This is a genomic window from Acidovorax lacteus (genome assembly GCF_039540375.1).
Taxonomy (GTDB): Bacteria; Pseudomonadota; Gammaproteobacteria; order Burkholderiales; family Burkholderiaceae_C; genus Acidovorax_G; species Acidovorax_G lacteus.
This window is the reverse complement of the sequence record NZ_BAABEX010000029.1, coordinates 147,475-166,449: the sequence shown is the minus strand read 5'-3', so window position 1 is coordinate 166,449 and position 18,975 is coordinate 147,475. Positions and strand designations below refer to the sequence as shown.

The following is an 18,975-nucleotide window of genomic DNA, read 5'->3' as shown; positions in this document are numbered from 1 at the left end:
TTGGGGCGGAAATATAACGCACGGCGAAGGTCCATCCAGCGCTGCGGATCCGCACGACAGTCCAGCAAACACCAAACGCGAAAACCACTCCCCATCCAGAGCGCAGCCCACATGAACGACTGGCCATCCCAGACGCATTCCGGGGGCCGCTGCAGCGGCCATCCATCGACTGCTGCTTCGCTTGCACCCACGGCCGGATAGAAGCGCCACTCCGCCCCATCCCAGCCAAGCCAACCCCTCGGGTGGCGGTGCCAGGCCCTGGCCGCTGTGGCAGCGGCGCACAGCCACGCAGCCAGCGCCAGGCCGGCTGCCGTCCAGGGCCACTGGCGTGCGCCCCACCAGCACCAGGCAGCCGATAGCAGCGCAGAGAGCGCAGCAGGCACGCACAGAAAGGCGAGGAAGAGACTCCCCCGCCCCACAGGAAAGCGCACCGCTGGCGGTGCGTACAACACAGGGGGAATCATGGCACCTGCGACGGCGCCCGCGCACGCGCGCACGCCGGCCACAGCGGCATGGCAGCGCCTTGCTCAGGCGCGCTTGAACACCAGCGTACCGTTGGTGCCACCAAAACCGAAATTGTTCTTCACCGCGATCTGCAGGGCTTGCTCACGCGCGGTGTTCGCACAGTAGTCCAGATCGCACTCAGGGTCTGGATTAGTGAGGTTGATGGTCGGCGGGATCACCTGGTGGTGCAGGGCGAGCACGGTGAACACGCTTTCCACGCCACCGGCACCACCCAGCAGATGCCCGGTCATGGACTTGGTGGAGCTCACCACAATGTTGCGTGCGTGCTCACCCAGCGCCGCCTTGATAGCGTTGGTTTCGTTCACGTCGCCCAGCGGGGTTGAGGTGCCGTGCGCATTCAGGTAGTCCACCTGGTCGGCATTGATGCCGGCGTTGCGAAGGGCGTTGAGCATGGCGCGGCGAGGTCCGTCCATGTTGGGGGCCGTCATGTGGCCGGCGTCAGCACTCATGCCATAGCCCGCCAGTTCGGCATAGATCTTGGCACCGCGGGCCTTGGCATGCTCGTACTCTTCCAGCACCAGCACTCCCGCGCCTTCGCCCAGCACGAAGCCATCGCGCTCTTTGTCCCAGGGACGCGAGGCGGCCTGGGGATCGTCGTTGCGGGTGGACAAGGCGCGCATGGCTGCAAAGCCGCCGATGCCCAAGGGCGACACCGTGGACTCCGCGCCGCCGGCGACCACCACATCGGCATCGCCGTACTCGATCAGGCGGCCGGCCTCACCAATGCAATGCAGCCCGGTGGTACAGGCCGTCACCACCGACAGGTTCGGCCCCTTGAAGCCAAACCGCATGGAAACATGCCCCGCCACCATGTTGATGATGGAAGCGGGTACAAAAAATGGGGTGATCCGACGAGGCCCACGCTGCACAAGCTCGGCGTGCGTGTCCTCGATCAGGGGCAGGCCGCCGATGCCGGAGCCGATCACGCAACCGATGCGCGTGGCCAGGTCTTCGCCCAGTGCCTCCCCGGTCGGAAGGCCCGCGTCCTGGACGGCCTGGCTGGCCGCGGCAATGCCGTAGTGGATGAAGGTGTCCATCGAGCGCGCTTCCTTGGCGCTGATGTAGGACTCCAGATCAAAGCCCTTGACCTCGCCCGCAATCTTGCAGGAGAAGTTCGACGCATCAAACTTGGTGATGCGATCGATGCCGGAGCGTCCGGCAAGCAGGCTGGCCCAGGCATCCGCCACCGTGTTGCCCACGGGACTGATACAACCCAGGCCGGTCACGACGACGCGACGACGGCTCATGCGGAAAAACCTCTGTGGATCGCAGAAGGCGACTGGCGCCTTCAGGCCTTTTGATGGGCGAGTGCGTAGTCGATCGCGTTTTGCACGGTCGTGATCTTCTCGGCGTCTTCGTCCGGGATCTCGATGCCGAACTCGTCTTCCAAGGCCATCACCAGCTCCACGGTGTCGAGCGAGTCAGCGCCCAGATCGGCCACGAAAGCCTTCTCGTTGGTCACTTGGGACTCTTCCACACCGAGTTGCTCGGCAATGATCTTTTTGACGCGTGCTTCGATATCGCTCATGGTTTCCCTCTGGGGGTTGTGAATGGATCCGCGATTCTAGCCGGTTAAGGAATCAACTCTAAACGGCCCGCCGCCCGGATGAACCGGCGTTAACTTTCGCTAATTACATGTACATGCCGCCATTGACGTGCAACTCCTGGCCCGTCACGTAGCCGGCACCAGGCGATGCGAGGTAGGCCACCGCGTGCGCGATGTCGTCGGGCGTGCCCATATGGCCCAGCGGAATCTGCGCATTGAGCGCTTTTTGCTGCTCTTCTGGCAACGAGGCCGTCATGTCAGTGGCGATAAAACCCGGTGCCACGCAGTTCACCGTGATGCCACGGCTGCCCAGCTCGCGGGCCAGGGCGCGTGTCATGCCGGCCACGCCAGCCTTGGCTGCCGCGTAGTTCGCCTGCCCCGGATTGCCCGAGGCGCCCACCACGCTGGTGATGCTGATGATGCGGCCAAAGCGCTGCTTCATCATCGGACGGATGGCCGCGCGGCTCACGCGAAACACCGCCTTGAGATTGGTGTCGAGCACTGCATCCCAGTCCTCGTCCTTCATGCGCATGGCCAGCGTATCGCGGGTGATGCCGGCGTTGTTCACCAGCACATGCAATCCGCCCTGCTTCACGAGTTGGTCGATCAGGGCCTCCACAGCGGGCGCATCGGTCACGTTGAGCATGACGCCACGGCTGCCCGGGTAGGCGGCCAGCGCCTCGCTGATGCGGGCCGCACCGTCGTCGGTGGTGGCGGTGCCGACCACCTGGTAGCCGCGGGCCGCCAGTTCGCGGGCGATGGCGGCGCCGATACCACGGGATGCGCCGGTGACCAGGGCCACCTGGGGGGTCGAAGGGGCGGAGGAAGTCGTCGTCATGCCAGAAGCTCCAGGGTTTCGGCCAAAGTCGCGCGGTCGTGCACGGCTGCGCCCACCAGTTCGGGGTCGATGCGCTTGGTCAGGCCCGCCAGCACCTTGCCGGGACCACATTCGATAACGTGGGTCACGCCACGCGCCTTGAGCGCGTGCACGCACTCGACCCAGCGCACAGCGCCGAACGCCTGGCGCACGAGCGCATCGCGGATGTCATCGGCGCTCTCACGCACCGCCACGTCCACGTTGTTCACGACCGGAATCTGCGGCGCCTGCAGGCTCAGGCCCGCCAGGGCTTCGCGCAGCTTGTCGGCAGCGGGCTTCATCAGGCTCGAATGGAAGGGCGCCGACACCGGCAGCGGCAGCGCGCGCTTGGCCCCCGCGGCCTTGAGCACCTCACAGGCCTTGTCCACCCCGGCCTTGGTACCCGCAATCACGGTCTGCACCGGATCGTTGAAATTCACGGCCTCCACCACCTCGCCAGCGCCCAATACAGCCGCCGCCTCGGCGCAGCCAGCGATGACTTTGGAAGCCTCCAGCCCGAGGATGGCGGCCATCGCACCCGTGCCCACGGGCACGGCTTCCTGCATGGCCGCAGCGCGCAGGCGCACCAGCGGCGCCGCCTGGGCCAGCGTGAGCACACCGGCCGCCACCAGCGCTGAATACTCGCCCAAAGAGTGCCCTGCCACGGCCGCGGGCAGCGCACCACCCTCGGCCCGCCATGCGCGCCAAGCGGCCACACCAGCCACCAGCATCACGGGCTGGGTGTTGGTGGTCAGCGCCAGGGCTTCTTTGGGGCCTTCTTGGATCAGGCGGGCGACGTCCTCGCCCAGGGCGTCGGACGCTTCGCGCAGGGTTTCGGCCACGGCCGGGTGATCGGCCCAGGCATCGAGCATGCCCACCGACTGCGAGCCCTGGCCCGGAAAGACGAATGCAAAAGTTTTCATGGAAGGTTCGTTGAACTGAAATCGGAATGAAAAACGGCGCAGAGCGCCATTATTCAAGCACGAGCAGCTACCATTTCAATAGCACTGCACCCCAGGTGAAGCCACCGCCCACACCTTCGAGCATGAGGTGCTGGCCGCGCTGGATCTGGCCAGCGCGCACGGCGTGGTCGAGCGCCAGGGGAATCGACGCCGCTGAGGTGTTGCCGTGCTGGTCCACCGTCACAACCAGCTTGTCGAGCGGCAGCTTCAGCTTCTTGGCCGTGCCCTGCATGATGCGGATGTTGGCCTGGTGGGGAATCAGCCAATCGATGTCGGCCTCGGTCAGGCCGGCCTTGGCCAGCGTCGCATGGGCCGCCTTCTCCAGCACGCCCACGGCCAGCTTGAAAACGGCCTGGCCGTCCATCTTGAGCAGCGGATCACCCAGCACCTGGCCACCCGAGACATGGCCCGGCACGCACAAGATGCCCACATGGCGGCCATCGGCATGCAGATCGGACGCGAGCAGGCCGGGCTCGTCAGACGCCTCCAGTACCACCGCGCCAGCGCCATCGCCAAACAGCACGCAGGTGGTGCGGTCGTTGAAATCCAGAATGCGGCTGAAGACCTCAGCCCCGACGACCAGCGCACGGCGGGCGCTACCCGAGCGGATCATCGCGTCGGCCACGGTCAGCGCATACACAAAGCCGCTGCAAACGGCCTGCACGTCAAACGCCGGGCAGCCATGCGCGCCGATCTTGTCCTGCAGGATGCAGGCAGCCGACGGGAACACCATGTCCGGAGTAGAGGTGGCGACGATGATGAGGTCAATGTCCCGGGCGGTGCAACCGGCGGCCTCGATCGCACGGCGTGCGGCCTCGGCACCGAGGTCGCTCGCTGTCACATCGGGCGCGGCGAAGTGGCGCGCGCGAATGCCGGTGCGCTCGACGATCCAGTCGTTGGAAGTCTCGATGCCCCGGGTGGCCAGTTCTGCCACCAAGTCATCGTTGGTCAGCCGGCGCGGAGGCAGGTAGCTGCCGGTGCCGGTGATGCGGGAATAGCGTGTCATTCGATGGCGGGGGCCGCAGCACCGGGCGTGGGCTGGGCATCCGCAGGCGCCAGCAGGGGCGCTGCATGCGCAATCCGGGTCCGGACACGGTCCAAGAGGTTGTTGCGGGCTGCATCATACGCGCGGTTCAACGCCTGCTCGAACGCCAGCACGTCGGCCGAGCCGTGGCTCTTGAACACCAGCCCGCGCAGGCCCAGCAGCGCTGCGCCGTTGTAGCGGCGGTAGTCCATCTTCTTCATCAGGGCTTTGAGCACCGGATACGCGACGATGGCCGCCATTTTGGTGAAGATGCCGCGCCCGAACTCCTGCTTGAGCGCGCCAACGATCATCGAGGCCACGCCTTCGCTGGCCTTGAGTGCGACATTGCCCACAAAGCCATCGCACACGACGATGTCCACCGTGCCCTTGAAGATGTCGTTGCCTTCGACATTGCCATAAAAGTTCAGATCACCGGAGTTGGCAGCCGATCGCAGCAGTTCGCCAGCTTTCTTGATGACTTCATTGCCCTTGATGACTTCTTCGCCGATGTTGAGCAGGCCCACCGTCGGGTCGCCCTGCTCGCGCAGCGCGCTCACCAGGGCCGAGCCCATGACAGCGAACTGCAGCAGGTGTTCGGCGCTGCAGTCCACGTTGGCCCCCAGGTCAAGCACCGTGGTCGCCCCGCCCGCAGCGTTGGGCATCTGCGTGGCAATGGCCGGCCGGTCAATGCCGTCCAGCGTCTTGAGCAGGTAGCGCGCAATCGCCATCAACGCGCCGGTGTTGCCGGCCGACACCGCCGCTGCAGCCTGACCGTCCTTGACCTGCTGGATGGCCACGCGCATGGACGAATCCTTCTTCTTGCGCAGGGCGACCTCCACCGGATCGTCCATGGCCACCACTTCAGACGCGGCCACCACGGTGGCGCGCTCATGGGTGAAGCCCTCCAGGGCCTGGGGCAGCCCCACCAGCAGGATGCGGGCGTCGGGATGGTTGTCGAGAAACTGGCGGCACGCGGGGAGCGTGACGCGGGGACCATGGTCGCCCCCCATGCAGTCAACGGCCAAAATGATCATGGATGACGCGCAGGCCTGGGCGGCTTGCGTTGGCAACGGGCAAAACAAAGGCCCGTGCTACGGGGGTAGCAACGGGCCTCGTGGGCGAAGCGCCAATCAGGCTTCGGACTTGTTCTTCAGCACCTGACGGCCGCGGTAGAAACCGTTGGGGCTGACGTGGTGGCGCAGGTGCACTTCACCGGTGGTGGGTTCCACAGCGATGCCGGGCACCGTCAGGGCGTTGTGCGAGCGGTGCATGCCGCGCTTGGAAGGAGACTTTTTGTTCTGCTGAACGGCCATGATGGCTCCTGGTCTTGAAAGGGTTGGTAAAAGTACGCGATCAGCCCAATAAGACACGAGGGGGTTTCGCGCGAAGCCCTCGATTATATCCCAAGTCCTTCAGGCACCCTTTTGCGGTCTGCGAACTGGCCAGGTGGCCTTGCAGGGTGCCATCAAGGATGGCGAGGCCCGGGTGGCCGCAGCGGGCGGCCTCCAGCACCGGGTCAGGGCTTGCCGCTGCCCAGCTTGAGGCTGGCCAGGGCCGCGAACGGATTGGGTTTTTCCTGGCTGGCAGCCTCGAAGTCCTCGTCCGACGACGCCAGCGGCAATTCCTGCGGGCACTCGTCGTGCCGCGGCACCACGGGCAGCGCCATCAGCAACTCGTCTTCGATCAGTTCGCGCAGGTTGAACTCTCGGCTGATAACGAGCAAATCTTCCTCGCTGTCGTCGTCCTGCGCCTCGGCCGTGGCCTCGTCGGCTACAAAGCGGAACCAGCGCTGCACCTGCAGCGGCACGTCCACCGGCGTCAGGCAGCGCTGGCATTCCATGGGCAAGGTGGCCTGCACGTCCAGCCAGAGCCAGATCGATGGGCTGCCGCCCACGGGGCTGCGCAGCTCTGCCCGGGCGATCCAGTCCACATGCAAGTCGGGGTGCAGACCACGGGCTTCCTGCGCCAGACGTTCGTAGCGCAGCAGCGTGTCGTGGCCCTCCAGCGTGCCAGACGCCTGGGCAAACGCCTTGACGTCCAGCCGGTCCGCAACGAATTCCTTGGTCATGGGGGCAGTGTAAGAGAATCGGCGCATGGCTTTTTCCTCCCCCCTTCCCCGCCCGCTGGTATTGGGCTCCACCTCCCGCTACCGCCGCGAACTGCTCGAACGGCTGCGGGTGCCCTTCACCGTGGCGGCCCCCGATGTGGACGAAACCCCGCAGCCCGGCGAGGCCCCGCGCGACCTCGCGCTGCGGCTGGCACTGGCGAAGGCCCGGGCCGTCGCCGCGCAGCACCCTGAGGCGGTGGTGATCGGCTCCGACCAGGTGGCCGACCTGGACGGCGAGCCCCTGGGCAAGCCCGGCACGCACGAGCGCGCCGTGGCGCAGTTGCAGCGCATGCGCGGGCGCACGGTGGTGTTCCAGACCGCGCTGGCCGTGGTCTGTCAGGCCACTGGCTTTGAAGCCGTGGACCTGGCCGCCGTGGAAGTGAAGTTCCGCGCATTGGACGACGGCGCCATCGAGCGCTACCTGCGCGCCGAAACCCCGTACGACTGCGCGGGCAGCGCCAAGAGCGAGGGCCTGGGCATTGCGCTGCTCGATGCGATCGTGAGCGACGACCCCACGGCGCTGGTGGGGCTGCCGCTGATCCGCACCTGCCGCCTGCTGCGCGAAGCCGGGCTCACGCTGCCATGAACGCCCCCGTCACCCGCGGCACGCTGTACCTGGTGCCCGCGCCGCTCGACTTTGGCTGTGAGCCCCCTCAGCCCCTGCGCGACACGCTGCCCGAGGCCACGCTGGTGCAGGCTGCGCGCCTGACGCACTGGATCTGCGAGAACGCCAAGAGCTGCCGCGCCTACCTCAAGCGCGTCGACGCCCTGCACCCGCTGGCCCTGCCCTTGCAGCAGCAGCAGTTGCAGGAGCTGCCGCGCCAGGTGCACAAGCAGGGCGACCATGGCGCGCGCGGCGCGGCCGCATGGGACGCCCGCCCGCTGCTGGCCCCGGCCCTGGCCGGGCACGATATGGGCCTGGTCAGCGAAGCGGGCATGCCCGCCGTGGCCGACCCCGGCGCGTCGGTGGTGCGCGCGGCGCACGCACTGGGGCTGCGCGTGGTGCCGCTGGTGGGGCCTGTGTCGCTCTTGCTGGCGCTGGCGGGCAGCGGGCTCAACGGGCAACAGTTCGCGTTTGTGGGCTACCTGCCGCAGGATGCGCGCGAACGCGCAGAACGCCTGCGCCAGCTGGAGGCCCACGCGCTGCGCAGCGGCCAGACGCAGCTGTTCATCGAGACGCCCTACCGCAACGCGGCGCTGTGGGCGGGCCTGCTGCAAGGACTGCAACCGACCACGCGGCTCGCCGTGGCCTCGGGCCTGACATTGCCCCAAATGCGCCTGGACAGCCAGACCGTGCAACAGTGGCGCAGCGCCGAATGCCCGGTAGATAACCGCACCCCGGCGGTGTTCGCGCTCGGCAGCTGATCTGGCGTTGCTATCAAAATAATAGCTTCTCGTGCTTGATTTCCAAGCACGAGAAGCCCATTTGACCCGAAACCTGGCAGACGGTGTCGGCCGGCTTCCCGCGGCGGTCAGCGCAGTTGCGGCGCGCTCGACGACAAGGCCTTGGCCATGCCGGCCCCGATCGATGCGCCAAACCGCTTGACCAGGCGTTCGGCCACGTTGTCGCGGCGGGTGTAGTCGATGATGTCCTCGGCCTTGACCACCTCACGCGCCACGTAGTCGAGGTTGCCGAGCTTGTCGGCCAGGCCCAGCTCCACCGCCTGCTGGCCCGTCCAGAACAGTCCGCTGAAGGTCTCGGGCGTGGGCTTGAGGCGGTCACCCCGGCCGGCCTTGACCACGGCGATGAACTGCTGGTGGATCTGATCCAGCATGGCCTGCGCGTATTCGCGCTGCTTTTCCGTCTGCGGGCTGAACGGGTCGAGAAAGCCCTTGTTCTCCCCCGCGGTGAGCAGACGTCGCTCAATGCCCAGCTTTTCCATGGTGCCGGTGAAGCCAAAGCCGTCCATCAGCACGCCGATGCTGCCCACGATGCTGGCCTTGTCCACATAGATGTCGTCGGCCGCCGCGGCAATGTAGTAAGCCGCAGAGGCGCAGGTTTCCTCCACCACGGCGTACACCGGCTTGTTGTACTTGGCCTTCAGGCGCGTGATCTCGTCGTTGATGATGCCGGCCTGCACCGGGCTGCCGCCGGGCGAATTGATCAGCAGCACCACCGCCAGCGAGCCCTCGTCCTCGAAAGCACTGCGCATGGCCGCCACGACCAGCTCGGCGCTGGCCTCGGCGCCTGCCGCAATCTCGCCCTTGATGTCCACCACCGCCGTATGGGGTGCGCTCTTGCTCGGGGTGGTCGCCGACTGGTAGAACAAGCCCCAAGCCACCGCCACGGCCAGCAGCAGCCAGGCCAGGCGGAAGAAGATGCGCCAGCGGCGAGCGGAGCGCTGCTCGGCCAGCACCGAGCGGGCCAGGCCTTCCAGGGCCGCGCGCTCCCAGCCGGGCTCGGACGCTGCAGCCGGTGCGGCGGCGGGCGCGGGCGCGGATGCCGGGGCACCCGCGGCCCACAGGTCGGGGGCCGGGTTGCGTTGGGGGTCAAAGCCCGGAGGGCGTTGGTCGGAATCGCTCATCAGGATCTTTCGGTCGGCAGGCCCGGCGCGGGCCGCAGGAGGCTAGAACACGACGGGTTGGAGGTTGTGGGCAGTATGCCAGCGCACCACGCCGTCTTCTTCGGACAAGGGAATCTTCACCAGCCCGCCGCGGCAGGGGCCAGCCCCGCACTGGCCGGTTTCAGGCAGGTAGGCCGCGCCGTGCGTGGCACACAACAGCCATTGGCCGGTGTCGTCGAAAAAACGGTTGGGCTGGTAGTCCATCTCCATGGCCACGTGGGTGCAGCGGTTGAGGTAGGCATGGGGCTGGCCTTCGTAGCGGATGGCGAAGGCGCGACAGGTCTGGCCCGCGTACACCACGTCGAAGGGCACGGCCTCTCCGCGCTCAGCCAGATCGGCGCTCTGGCACAGCGGGATGGGCACGGCATCAGATTCAGGAGCGGTCATGGAGGGTCTCCGGCTTGCAAGATGGCTGCGGGTCAGGCATGGGCGAGCAGCCACTGCTGCAGATCGTGCACCGAATGGGCAATGTGCAGCGGCCCCAGGGCATGAAAAGCGTCGGGCTCGTGCGCGCCATAGCTCACGCCCACGCTGGCGCAGCCCGCGTTCACCGCCATCTGCAGGTCGTGCGTGGTGTCGCCGATCATCAGCACGCGCTCGCGGGGCACGTCGAACTCGGCCATCAGTTCCTGCAGCATCAGCGGATGCGGCTTGCCTGCGGTTTCGTCGGCCGTGCGCGACGCATGGAACACGCCGCGCAGCGCGACCGAATGCAGGGCTTCGTCCAGCCCGCGGCGGCTTTTGCCGGTGGCCACGGCCAGCCAGTGGCCACGCTCGCCCAGCGCCTCCAGCAAGGGCAGCACGCCGTCGAACAGGCTCAGGTCGTCCTGGTGGCGCAGGTAGTGGTAACGGTAGCGGTTGCCCAACTCGGGGTAGCGGTCGGTGGGCACATCGGGGGCCGCATGGGCCAGGGCCTGCATCAGCCCCATGCCGATCACGTACGAGGCGGCTTCGTCGCTGGGCACGGTACCGCCCACGTCGCGTACCGCCTCCTGGATGCAGCGCACGATGATGGCGGTGGAATCGAACAAGGTGCCGTCCCAGTCGAAGGCGATCAGGTCGAAGCGGCGGGGGCGGAATTCGGTCATGGCCGGATTATCCCGGGCCACGATGACAGCCTGCCGGCCTGGGCCTTTAGGGAGCGCATGCTGTTCAGGTCCACCAAAGCCCCGCCAGCAGCAGCGCAGGCAGCAGCACCAGCACCGCGCGCGCGGCCACGGGCTGGCGCTGCCACCACAGCCGCGTGAGCTGCAGGTCGCTCACCCGCGCCTGGGCCGGCAGGCGCGCCAACAGCGCTGCCGCCAGCAGAGGCGTGTTCCACGGAGTCCAGCGCGGGTTGGACGTTCCGGGCCCCAGTGGAATCCGGTAGGCCCCCACCAGCATGCCCTGCGGACTGGCCCGCACTTCGTCCAGGGGCGCCTGGGCGAGCAGGCGTTGACCGTCAAACCAGCCCACGCGCCGCTCGGTAATGCGCAGGCTGCGTTGCCGAAGCCGCCAAAGGTACTGCAATATGCCCAGGATACCCAGCCACAGGCACAGCAGCGGCATCAGCCCGGGGCTCAGCCGCTCAGGCGAGATACCACCGGGACCACCCCACAGCCACAGGCCCGTTGCCGCTGGCAGCAACACGGCACCTGCAACAGCGCTGCCCACCATGAGCCGCCAGAACGACGGACGCACCGCCAGCACCACCGGATAGTGCAGCTCGCCGTGGTCGGCGGCCTGCGCGTCGATATCGGCCCACCAGGCCTCCTGCAGCCTCCGCCCTGCCACCGCAGCCGGAGACGACGACAGCGGCTGGCCGTAGCGCAGTGCCAGTCCGAAGCCTGCCAGCATGACCAGCCCGCCCAAAGCAAGGCTGGCCCGCTTCCACCAGGCACCGTAACGGCGCTGGTCGCGTAGAAGCTGCAGTTCGGCGTGCAGGGCGGTATCGCCAAACCGGCCCAGCCATTGGCCCTGACCGTCCACGCGGTACAGGTCCAGCCCAGCAAAATCGCCCACCACGGCCACGCCCCCCAGGGTATCGAGCAACAGCGGATCGGCACCTGTTGGCAAGGCCGCCCGGGCTACGGGTCGCTGGGCACGGTCAAAGATCAGGATATCGCCACGGCGCTGCCCTTGCGCGACGGCCAGCATCCACAGCGTTCCATCGGGGGCCTCCGCCGCGTCGGCCACCTTGCCACGGTCGGTCCGCGCCTGCGGATGGCTGCGGCTGTACAGGCTGCGCTGCATGACCACAGCCCCCTGGGATGGCACCTGCAACCACACCAGCCGCCGATGGTCGTTGTCAGCCACCAGCAACTGCTGGTTGCCCAGATAGCGCAAACGGTTGGGATACCACAGCGCGGCGCTGGTCGGGTCTGACCGACCCAACAGGCGCCCTTGCGCGTCGAACACCTGCACAGCGTGACCCTGCGCGTCGGCCACGAACAGCCGGGGCCCGGCCGGGTCCACCGCGATATGCACTGCCCGCGACCGCGGAGTGATCTTCAAATGGCTGCCCGAGATGGCGGTACTGCAATCGAGCAGTCGGTGCAGCGCCTCGTCCCACCAGCAGCGCAACACGCTGGGGCCCCTGTCTTCATACAGCCAGAGCTGCCACCGCTGTGTTTGCGGATCGAGCGCCCAGTCGATGTCGCTGGGACTCTCTGCGAGGCCCAGCATGCTGAAGGGCTGGCGCGACAGCCGCTGCCCCTGGGCGTCCAGCACATGCAGCGCGCCGTCAGCCACCAGGGCCAGGCGCTCCGGCTGGCCAGCCGCCCGTGCAGTGCGCAAGGCCATGTGACCATCCACCGACATCTCCATCCGCATGCCGCGCAGATAGCCGAATGCGCACAGCGCCAGCAGCGCCAAGATGGGCAGCGCCAGCCGCCACTCCCTGCGGGTCATGCAGTTTCCTCCCTGCGGCCCACAGATTTGCGTACCGGGGCGCTTTATTCTGATGTGTTGGGGTGCTTGAGAGCCGCCGCACCACCTGCCGACGCAGTGGCAGGTACGAAGTCCGCGAGCTCAGGCGGCAGCTCAGCCCGCAATTCCAGCCGCTCGGCCGTTGCGGGGTGCGCGAACTGTAATCGCCATGCATGCAAAAACATGCGCCGCAAGCCTTGCTTTTGCAACCGTTTGTTCCAGTCGAAGTCGCCGTACTTGTCATCCCCGGCGATCGGATGGCCCTGCGACGCAAGGTGCACCCGGATCTGGTGGGTACGACCGGTTTTGATCGTCACCTCCAACAGCGACATGGTTGGCAGGCCACGCTCGGGCTGCGCTGCCCAATGGCTGCGCACTCGCACCAAGGTGATGGAACGCATGCCGTCCGGATCGTCCGGCGTGGTCACGCGCACGCGGCGCTCTCCATCGGGCAACAGGTATTTGTGCAGCGGCTGGTCGATGACTTTCAGGCGTGCGGGCCAGGCGCCCTGTACCAGCGCCAGGTAGGTTTTGCCGGTTTCGCGTTCGCGGAACTGGTCTTGCAGATGATTGAGCGCCGAGCGCTTCTTGGCCACCAGCAGAATGCCCGAGGTTTCGCGGTCGAGGCGGTGCACGAGTTCCAGAAACTTCGCCTGCGGCCGGGCCTGGCGCAATTGCTCGATCACGCCAAAGCTCACGCCGCTGCCACCGTGCACAGCAACGCCTGCGGGCTTGTCCAGGGCAATCAGATGCTCGTCTTCGAGCAACACCGGAAATTCCCGCCCGGGCGCAGGGTTGGCCGCCTTCTCTTGCATGCGCTCGGAGACGCGCACCGGCGGCACACGCACCAGATCGCCTTCTGCCACGCGCGAATCGGCCTGCGCACGGCCCTTGTTGATACGGACCTCGCCGCTGCGGATGATCCGATAGACGTGCGTCTTGGGCACACCCTTGAGGTGGCGCAGCAGAAAGTTGTCGAGCCGCTGCCCGCTTGAATCGGCGTCCACCGCGATCTGGCGCACGGCCGGCGCAGACTCGGCTGCCGGACGTGCGGCGGGCGGTTTGGCCCCTATAATGTGTTTCACCTGCGCGACGCTGTGTAAGTGGTTGATTTGTCTGGAGTTTAGTCCACGCAACCCTGCCTGCGGCGTAGGCCGGTCGATGCCAGCGCTGCGGCGCGGCTGCAGACCTCAGGCCAGAGCCTGGGGTGGCAGCGGTCCGCGGCGTCGGACTGACAGTCTGAAACACCGAGACGGAATCTCCCATGCCTGCAGACCTGCTCCACCCGAGCGGGGCCTGCTGGCGGATCTAAGCGAGCATGTGGTTGCTGTTGGCTTTCCTGCTGAACCTGTGGTGGCGGCTCGTGCCCCCATCCGGCAGAGCAAGCGCGCCCGCAGCACCCCGTTGGCCTGAGCATCCCGCCGCCCCTCTGGCGGCCCGCTTGCGCGCACCCCCACTCGCCCCCATCCACGCGCCCTGTCCACCCGGTCTGAGCTAGGGCTCAGCCGCCGGTGGGCGTTTTCGGCAATTCCTTTCGTTTCAGTCCGTCAGCCCCGGCATTCACGGCTCCTTGCGAGCCTGTTTATGGGTAGCTGAGCGCGCTCCGAGACCTCCTGCGGGAGGCACGGCTGTGCGCATGAAACGAAAAGGAAGCGCATCATGAAGCGGATGCTGATCAACGCCACGCAGGCAGAAGAACGCCGCCTGGCCATCGTCGACGGACAAAAGCTCCTCGACTACGAGATCGAGATCGAGGGGCGCGAGCAGCGCAAGGGCAACATCTACAAGGCGGTGGTCACGCGCGTGGAGCCCAGCCTGGAGGCCTGCTTTGTCGACTACGGCGAAGATCGCCACGGCTTCCTGCCCTTCAAGGAGATCTCCCGCCAGTACTTTGCTGAAGGCGTGTCGCCCAGCCAGGCCAAGATCCAGGACGTGATCCGCGAAGGCCAGGAACTGCTGGTCCAGGTCGAGAAAGAGGAGCGCGGCAACAAGGGCGCAGCGCTGACCACCTTCATCAGCCTGGCCGGCCGCTACGTGGTGCTGATGCCCAACAACCCGCGCGGCGGCGGTGTTTCGCGCCGCATCGAGGGCGAAGACCGTGCCGAGCTGAAGGAGGCGATGGACCAGCTCGAATACCCGAAGGGCATGTCCATCATCGCGCGCACCGCCGGCATTGGCCGCACCGCGCCCGAACTGCAGTGGGACCTGAACTACCTGCTCAAGCTCTGGAACGCCATTGACGGCGCGGGCAAGGCCGGCAAGGGTGCGTTCCTGATCTACCAGGAGTCGAGCCTGGTGATCCGCGCGATCCGCGACTACTTCAACGGCGACATCGGTGACATCCTGATCGACACCGACGACATCTACGAGCAGGCGCAGCAGTTCATGCAGCACGTCATGCCCGAGCATGCCGGTAAGGTCAAGCGCTACCGCGACGACGCCCCGCTGTTCTCGCGCTTCCAGATCGAGCACCAGATCGAGTCTGCCTACGCCCGCACCGTGCAGCTGCCCAGCGGCGGCGCCATCGTGATCGACCACACCGAAGCCCTGGTGTCGGTGGACGTGAACTCGGCCCGCGCCATCAAGGGCGGCGACATCGAGGAAACCGCCACGCGTACCAACCTCGAAGCGGCCGATGAGGTCGCCCGTCAGATGCGCCTGCGCGACCTGGGTGGCCTGATCGTGATCGACTTCATCGACATGGAGGAGAGCAAGAACCGCCGCGAGGTCGAGAACCGCCTGCGCGACGCACTGCGCCACGACCGCGCGCGCGTGCAGTTCGGCACGATCAGCAAGTTCGGTCTCATGGAAATGAGCCGCCAGCGCCTCAAGCCTGCGCTGTCGGAAGGTGCGCACATCCGCTGCCCGCGCTGCGACGGCACGGGCCACATCCGCGACACCGAAAGCTCTGCGCTGCAGATCCTGCGCATCATCCAGGAAGAGTCCATGAAGGACAACACGGCCGCCGTGCACTGCCAGGTGCCGGTGGAAGTGGCCTCGTTCCTGCTCAACGAAAAGCGCACCGAGATCGCCAAGATCGAGCTCAAGCAGCGCGTGGCGGTGCTGATGGTGCCCAACAAGACGCTGGAGACGCCCAACTACAAGCTCGAGCGCCTCAAGCACGACGACCCGCGACTGGACCATCTGGACGCCAGCTACAAGCTGGCCGAAGAATTCGAAGACCCGGTGGCCGTGACGCGCCGCTCGCAAGAGCCCACCAACAAGCAGACCCCCGTGATCAAGGGCGTGCTGCCCGACGCACCCGCCCCGGTGGCCGAGCCGCGTCCCGAACCGGCGGCCCGTGCACCGCGCCAGCCGCAAGGCCAGCGCACGCCGGCCGCGGCCGTGCCCGCCCCCGCTCCGGTGGTGGCGCCCGCCCCGGCCCCGGTGGCACCGCCCGAGCGCGGGTTCTTCGCATGGCTCAAGCGCCTGTTCGGCCTGGGCAGCACAGCGCCCGCGCCCGTGGCAGCGCCAGCACCTGCGGTGCCGGCTGTGGCGGCCGATGAATCCGCCAGCAGTGGCAGGGGTGATGGCCGCCGCGACGGCCGTGGCCGACGTGGCGAAGGCCGCAACGGCGAGCGCCGCGACGGTGCCCCGAACGGTGAAGGCCGTGGTCGCCGCGGCGAAGGCCGCAACGGCGAAGGCCGCGGCAACGAAGGTCGCAACAACGACGCCCGCAGCGAAGGCCAGGGCCGCAATGAAGGCCGCACGGCCGAGGGCACCAGCGCCCCCACGAACGGCAACGGTCAGGGTCCGCGCCGCGAGGGCGAAGGCCGCAACGGCCGCAGTCGCCGCGATGCCGAGGCACGCCAGCCCGGCACCGACCCGGCAGCAGCAGCAGCAGCCCCCGGCACCGCCACGCCGGAGGGCACCGAAGCCGGTGCACCGCGTGGCGAGCGCGGCCCGCGCCGCGAGCGTGGTGAAGGCCGGCGTGAGCGCGGCGAAGGCCGTGGCGAACGTGGCCCGCGCAGCGACAGCGCTGCGTCCATGCCCGAGCTGCCGCCGGCCACCGGCTTTGCCGATACGGCGCCGCTGTCCCACCTGCCCGACCTCGATCTGACGGGCAACGAAGCCGCCCCGGCCGACGCTGCACCCAACGGTGAGCGCCGTGAGCGCCGCTCACGCGACCGCTATGGCCGCGACCGCCGTGACCGCGCCGGCCGCGAGGGCGATGCGCAAGCCGCTTCGGCAGAAGCCGGCCAAGAGACGCCTGCCCAGGCCCCTGCAGCAGAAGCCGATGCCGAAGGCACGCCGCAACGCCGCAGCTACTTCAGCAACACGGCGGCTGCGCCGCAGGCCGATAGCCCCGCACCGGCTCCGGCCGCCAGCGCTCCGGCCGAAGCCCCGGCGCCTGAGGCCGCAGTGCCCAGCGCAGCTCCGGCGGCAGCACCGGTACCGGCTCCCGCACCGCAGGCACCGGCAGCGCCCGCACCGGCTGTGGCCGGCATGCCGAAGGTGCAGCCGTACCAGCTGCCCGTCAGTGCCCTGCAGCAGCTGGCCGAGGCCTCGGGCCTGCAGTGGGTGAACTCGGACGCCGACAAGGTGGCGGCGGTGCAGGCTGCGATTGCGGCCGAGCCCAAGCCCGTGCACGTGCCGCGTGAACGGCCCCCGGTGGTGGTGATCGACGAAGGCCCGCTGGTGCTGGTCGAAACCCGCCGCGATCTGGCGAACTTCCGCCTGCCGTTCGAACAGGCCGGGCACAGCGCCTGAGCCATGCCCCCGGGGTGCCCCCGCGCCCCGGCGGGTTGACCCCGCGGCGCCTGCGAGCGTGCCGCGTTGGGGGCACCATCGAGCTTTTTTGCCGGCCATGCTGTTCCTGCTGTCTCCTGCCAAGTCCCTGGACTACGACACCCCCGTGCCTGAGGGGTTGCCGGCCACGCAGCCGGTGTTTTCAACCCAACCCGCCGAGTTGATCGACACCTTGCGCGCCTACGCCCCGCAGGACATCGCCTCGCTGATGTCGCTGAGCGATGCGCTGGCGGCGCTGAACGTGGCCCGCTATGCCACCTGGAAGCCCCGCCACACGGCACGCAACGCCCGGCAAGCGGTGCTGGCCTTCAACGGTGACGTGTACGAGGGGCTGGACGCGCGCAGTCTGAGCCACGACGACCTGGCCTGGGCCCAGGACCATGTGGCCATCCTGAGCGGCCTGTACGGCGTGCTGCGCCCGCTCGACTGGCTACAGCCCTACCGCCTGGAGATGGGCACCCGGCTGCCCACGGCACACGGCAACAACCTCTACCAGTTCTGGGGCCCGGCCATTGCCGAGCATCTGAACACGCTGCAGCAGGGCGATACAGCGCCGGTGGTGGTGAATCTCGCCTCGCAGGAATACTTCAAGGCCGTGGACCGCAAGGCCCTGCGGGCCCGCGTAGTGGAATGTGTGTTCGAGGACTGGAAGGGCGGTGCCTACAAGATCATCAGCTTCCATGCCAAGCGGGCCCGCGGGCTGATGGCGCGCTATGCCATCACGCAGCGCGCGCAGTCGCCCCAGGCACTGGAAGGCTTCGACCTGGAAGGGTACGCTTTCGCACCGGGTGCCAGCGCACCCGATCGGCTGGTGTTCCGCCGCCGCACCGAAGGAGACGCATGATGGGCAAGCAGGCGGCCGCACAGGCCATCACGCCGGAACTGCGGCGCTGGATCGTCGAGCAGGCGCAGGCCGGGCATTCAGCCCCAGTGGTGCTGCAGTCCATGCTGGACGCGGGCTGGGACGAAGCCGTGGCCACCGAGGCCATGGAATCTACACTGCGCGAACACCTGGAAGGCGTGGCGCGCGAGCAGGGCCTGCCTCCGGCCGTGCCCGTGCCCGACCTGGCCATCGACGACTCGCCCACCGTGCTCGACGCAGGCGACCGCGCGGTGTCGGTGCTCATGGCCCTGGCCATGCCGCGCGTAGTGGTGCTGGGCAATCTGCTCTCGCCAGAGGAATGCGACGCGCTGATCGAAGCGGCCCGGCCGCGCATGGCGCGCTCGCTCACGGTGGCCACGCGCACCGGCGGCGAAGAGGTGAACGACGACCGCACGAGCGACGGCATGTTCTTCCAGCGCGGTGAAACCGAACTGGTACAGCGCATTGAAGCGCGCATTGCGCGCCTGCTGGGCTGGCCCGTGGAAAACGGCGAGGGCTTGCAGGTGCTGCACTACCGCCCCGGGGCCGAATACAAGCCCCACTACGATTACTTTGACCCGGCCGAGCCCGGTACGCCCACCATCCTCAAACGCGGCGGGCAGCGCGTGGGCACACTGGTGATGTACCTGAACACGCCCGAAAAAGGCGGCGGCACCACCTTCCCCGACATCCACCTTGAAGTCGCGCCGCAGCGCGGCCATGCGGTGTTCTTCAGCTACGAGCGCCCGCACCCGAGCACGCGCACGCTGCACGGCGGCGCGCCCGTGATTGCCGGGGAGAAGTGGATTGCCACCAAGTGGCTGCGCGAGCGCGAGTTCCGCTGACTCCCGACAGCGGGCATGCGCCCTGCCC

18 protein-coding genes are annotated in these 18,975 nt (G+C 67.7%); 5 read left to right on the top strand and 13 right to left on the bottom strand.

Features of this window, described 5'->3' with window-relative positions:
- Positions 1 to 527 precede the first annotated feature (527 nt).
- The 8 genes from fabF to ABD866_RS13545 all read right to left on the bottom strand — a co-directional run bounded on the left by fabF (position 528) and on the right by ABD866_RS13545 (position 6,981).
- Positions 528 to 1,772, bottom strand: coding sequence for a beta-ketoacyl-ACP synthase II (gene fabF, locus ABD866_RS13580; protein WP_345066130.1), 1,245 nt, complete (start codon positions 1,770 to 1,772; stop codon positions 528 to 530).
- 41 nt (positions 1,773 to 1,813) lie between these two features.
- Entirely contained in the window at positions 1,814 to 2,053 is a 240-nt protein-coding gene (gene acpP / locus ABD866_RS13575) for an acyl carrier protein (RefSeq protein WP_200789322.1), read from the bottom strand.
- Positions 2,054 to 2,156: 103 nt separating this feature from the next.
- Positions 2,157 to 2,909 carry a 3-oxoacyl-ACP reductase FabG gene (gene fabG, locus ABD866_RS13570; RefSeq protein ID WP_345066122.1) on the bottom strand — a complete coding sequence of 251 codons (753 nt, stop codon included), beginning with the start codon at positions 2,907 to 2,909 and terminating at the stop codon, positions 2,157 to 2,159.
- Positions 2,906 to 3,850 carry an ACP S-malonyltransferase gene (gene fabD, locus ABD866_RS13565; protein ID WP_345066119.1) on the bottom strand — a complete coding sequence of 315 codons (945 nt, stop codon included), beginning with the start codon at positions 3,848 to 3,850 and terminating at the stop codon, positions 2,906 to 2,908. Before fabD ends, fabG begins: the two co-directional genes overlap by 4 nt.
- 67 nt (positions 3,851 to 3,917) lie before the next feature.
- A complete protein-coding gene (locus tag ABD866_RS13560) occupies positions 3,918 to 4,895 on the bottom strand; it encodes a beta-ketoacyl-ACP synthase III (protein WP_345066116.1) in 978 nt (325 codons plus the stop codon).
- Entirely contained in the window at positions 4,892 to 5,947 is a 1,056-nt protein-coding gene (gene plsX, locus ABD866_RS13555; RefSeq protein WP_345066113.1) for a phosphate acyltransferase PlsX, read from the bottom strand. Before plsX ends, ABD866_RS13560 begins: the two co-directional genes overlap by 4 nt.
- A 96-nt stretch (positions 5,948 to 6,043) precedes the next feature.
- Positions 6,044 to 6,226, bottom strand: coding sequence for a 50S ribosomal protein L32 (gene rpmF / locus ABD866_RS13550; protein ID WP_345066110.1), 183 nt, complete (start codon positions 6,224 to 6,226; stop codon positions 6,044 to 6,046).
- A gap of 203 nt (positions 6,227 to 6,429) precedes the next feature.
- Positions 6,430 to 6,981 (bottom strand): YceD family protein, encoded by a 552-nt coding sequence (locus tag ABD866_RS13545; protein ID WP_345066107.1) that lies wholly within the window; start codon positions 6,979 to 6,981, stop codon positions 6,430 to 6,432.
- 25 nt (positions 6,982 to 7,006) lie between these two features.
- On the opposite strand from ABD866_RS13545, the gene ABD866_RS13540 reads away from it, so the two are divergent.
- Positions 7,007 to 7,606 carry a Maf family nucleotide pyrophosphatase gene (locus ABD866_RS13540; protein WP_345066104.1) on the top strand — a complete coding sequence of 200 codons (600 nt, stop codon included), beginning with the start codon at positions 7,007 to 7,009 and terminating at the stop codon, positions 7,604 to 7,606.
- Entirely contained in the window at positions 7,603 to 8,385 is a 783-nt protein-coding gene (locus ABD866_RS13535; protein ID WP_345066101.1) for an SAM-dependent methyltransferase, read from the top strand. The genes ABD866_RS13540 and ABD866_RS13535 overlap by 4 nt, the downstream gene beginning before the upstream one ends.
- A gap of 107 nt (positions 8,386 to 8,492) precedes the next feature.
- Here ABD866_RS13535 and ABD866_RS13530 read toward each other — a convergent pair whose 3' ends face one another.
- The 5 genes from ABD866_RS13530 to ABD866_RS13510 form a co-directional block, all read right to left on the bottom strand.
- Positions 8,493 to 9,545 carry a S49 family peptidase gene (locus tag ABD866_RS13530; RefSeq protein WP_345066098.1) on the bottom strand — a complete coding sequence of 351 codons (1,053 nt, stop codon included), beginning with the start codon at positions 9,543 to 9,545 and terminating at the stop codon, positions 8,493 to 8,495.
- A gap of 42 nt (positions 9,546 to 9,587) precedes the next feature.
- The gene (locus ABD866_RS13525; RefSeq protein ID WP_345066095.1) at positions 9,588 to 9,971 is read right to left on the bottom strand and encodes a Rieske (2Fe-2S) protein; all 384 of its coding nucleotides are present in this window, start codon (positions 9,969 to 9,971) and stop codon (positions 9,588 to 9,590) included.
- Between the two features lie 32 nt (positions 9,972 to 10,003).
- Complete coding sequence (locus tag ABD866_RS13520; RefSeq protein ID WP_345066092.1) at positions 10,004 to 10,672, bottom strand: HAD family hydrolase; 669 nt, start codon at positions 10,670 to 10,672, stop codon at positions 10,004 to 10,006.
- A gap of 64 nt (positions 10,673 to 10,736) precedes the next feature.
- The gene (locus tag ABD866_RS13515) at positions 10,737 to 12,473 is read right to left on the bottom strand and encodes a YncE family protein (protein ID WP_345066089.1); all 1,737 of its coding nucleotides are present in this window, start codon (positions 12,471 to 12,473) and stop codon (positions 10,737 to 10,739) included.
- A 44-nt stretch (positions 12,474 to 12,517) separates the two neighbouring features.
- The gene (locus ABD866_RS13510; protein ID WP_345066086.1) at positions 12,518 to 13,576 is read right to left on the bottom strand and encodes an RluA family pseudouridine synthase; all 1,059 of its coding nucleotides are present in this window, start codon (positions 13,574 to 13,576) and stop codon (positions 12,518 to 12,520) included.
- A 574-nt stretch (positions 13,577 to 14,150) separates the two neighbouring features.
- Between ABD866_RS13510 and ABD866_RS13505 the strand changes: the two genes are divergently transcribed.
- The 3 genes from ABD866_RS13505 (at position 14,151) to ABD866_RS13495 (ending at position 18,947) form a co-directional block, all read left to right on the top strand.
- Positions 14,151 to 17,201, top strand: coding sequence for an Rne/Rng family ribonuclease (locus ABD866_RS13505; protein ID WP_345066083.1), 3,051 nt, complete (start codon positions 14,151 to 14,153; stop codon positions 17,199 to 17,201).
- Between the two features lie 97 nt (positions 17,202 to 17,298).
- Positions 17,299 to 18,084: a peroxide stress protein YaaA gene (gene yaaA, locus ABD866_RS13500; protein ID WP_345066080.1), complete on the top strand. Its 786-nt coding sequence runs from the start codon at positions 17,299 to 17,301 to the stop codon at positions 18,082 to 18,084.
- Complete coding sequence (locus ABD866_RS13495; RefSeq protein ID WP_345066077.1) at positions 18,081 to 18,947, top strand: 2OG-Fe(II) oxygenase; 867 nt, start codon at positions 18,081 to 18,083, stop codon at positions 18,945 to 18,947. Before yaaA ends, ABD866_RS13495 begins: the two co-directional genes overlap by 4 nt.
- Positions 18,948 to 18,975: the final 28 nt, after the last annotated feature.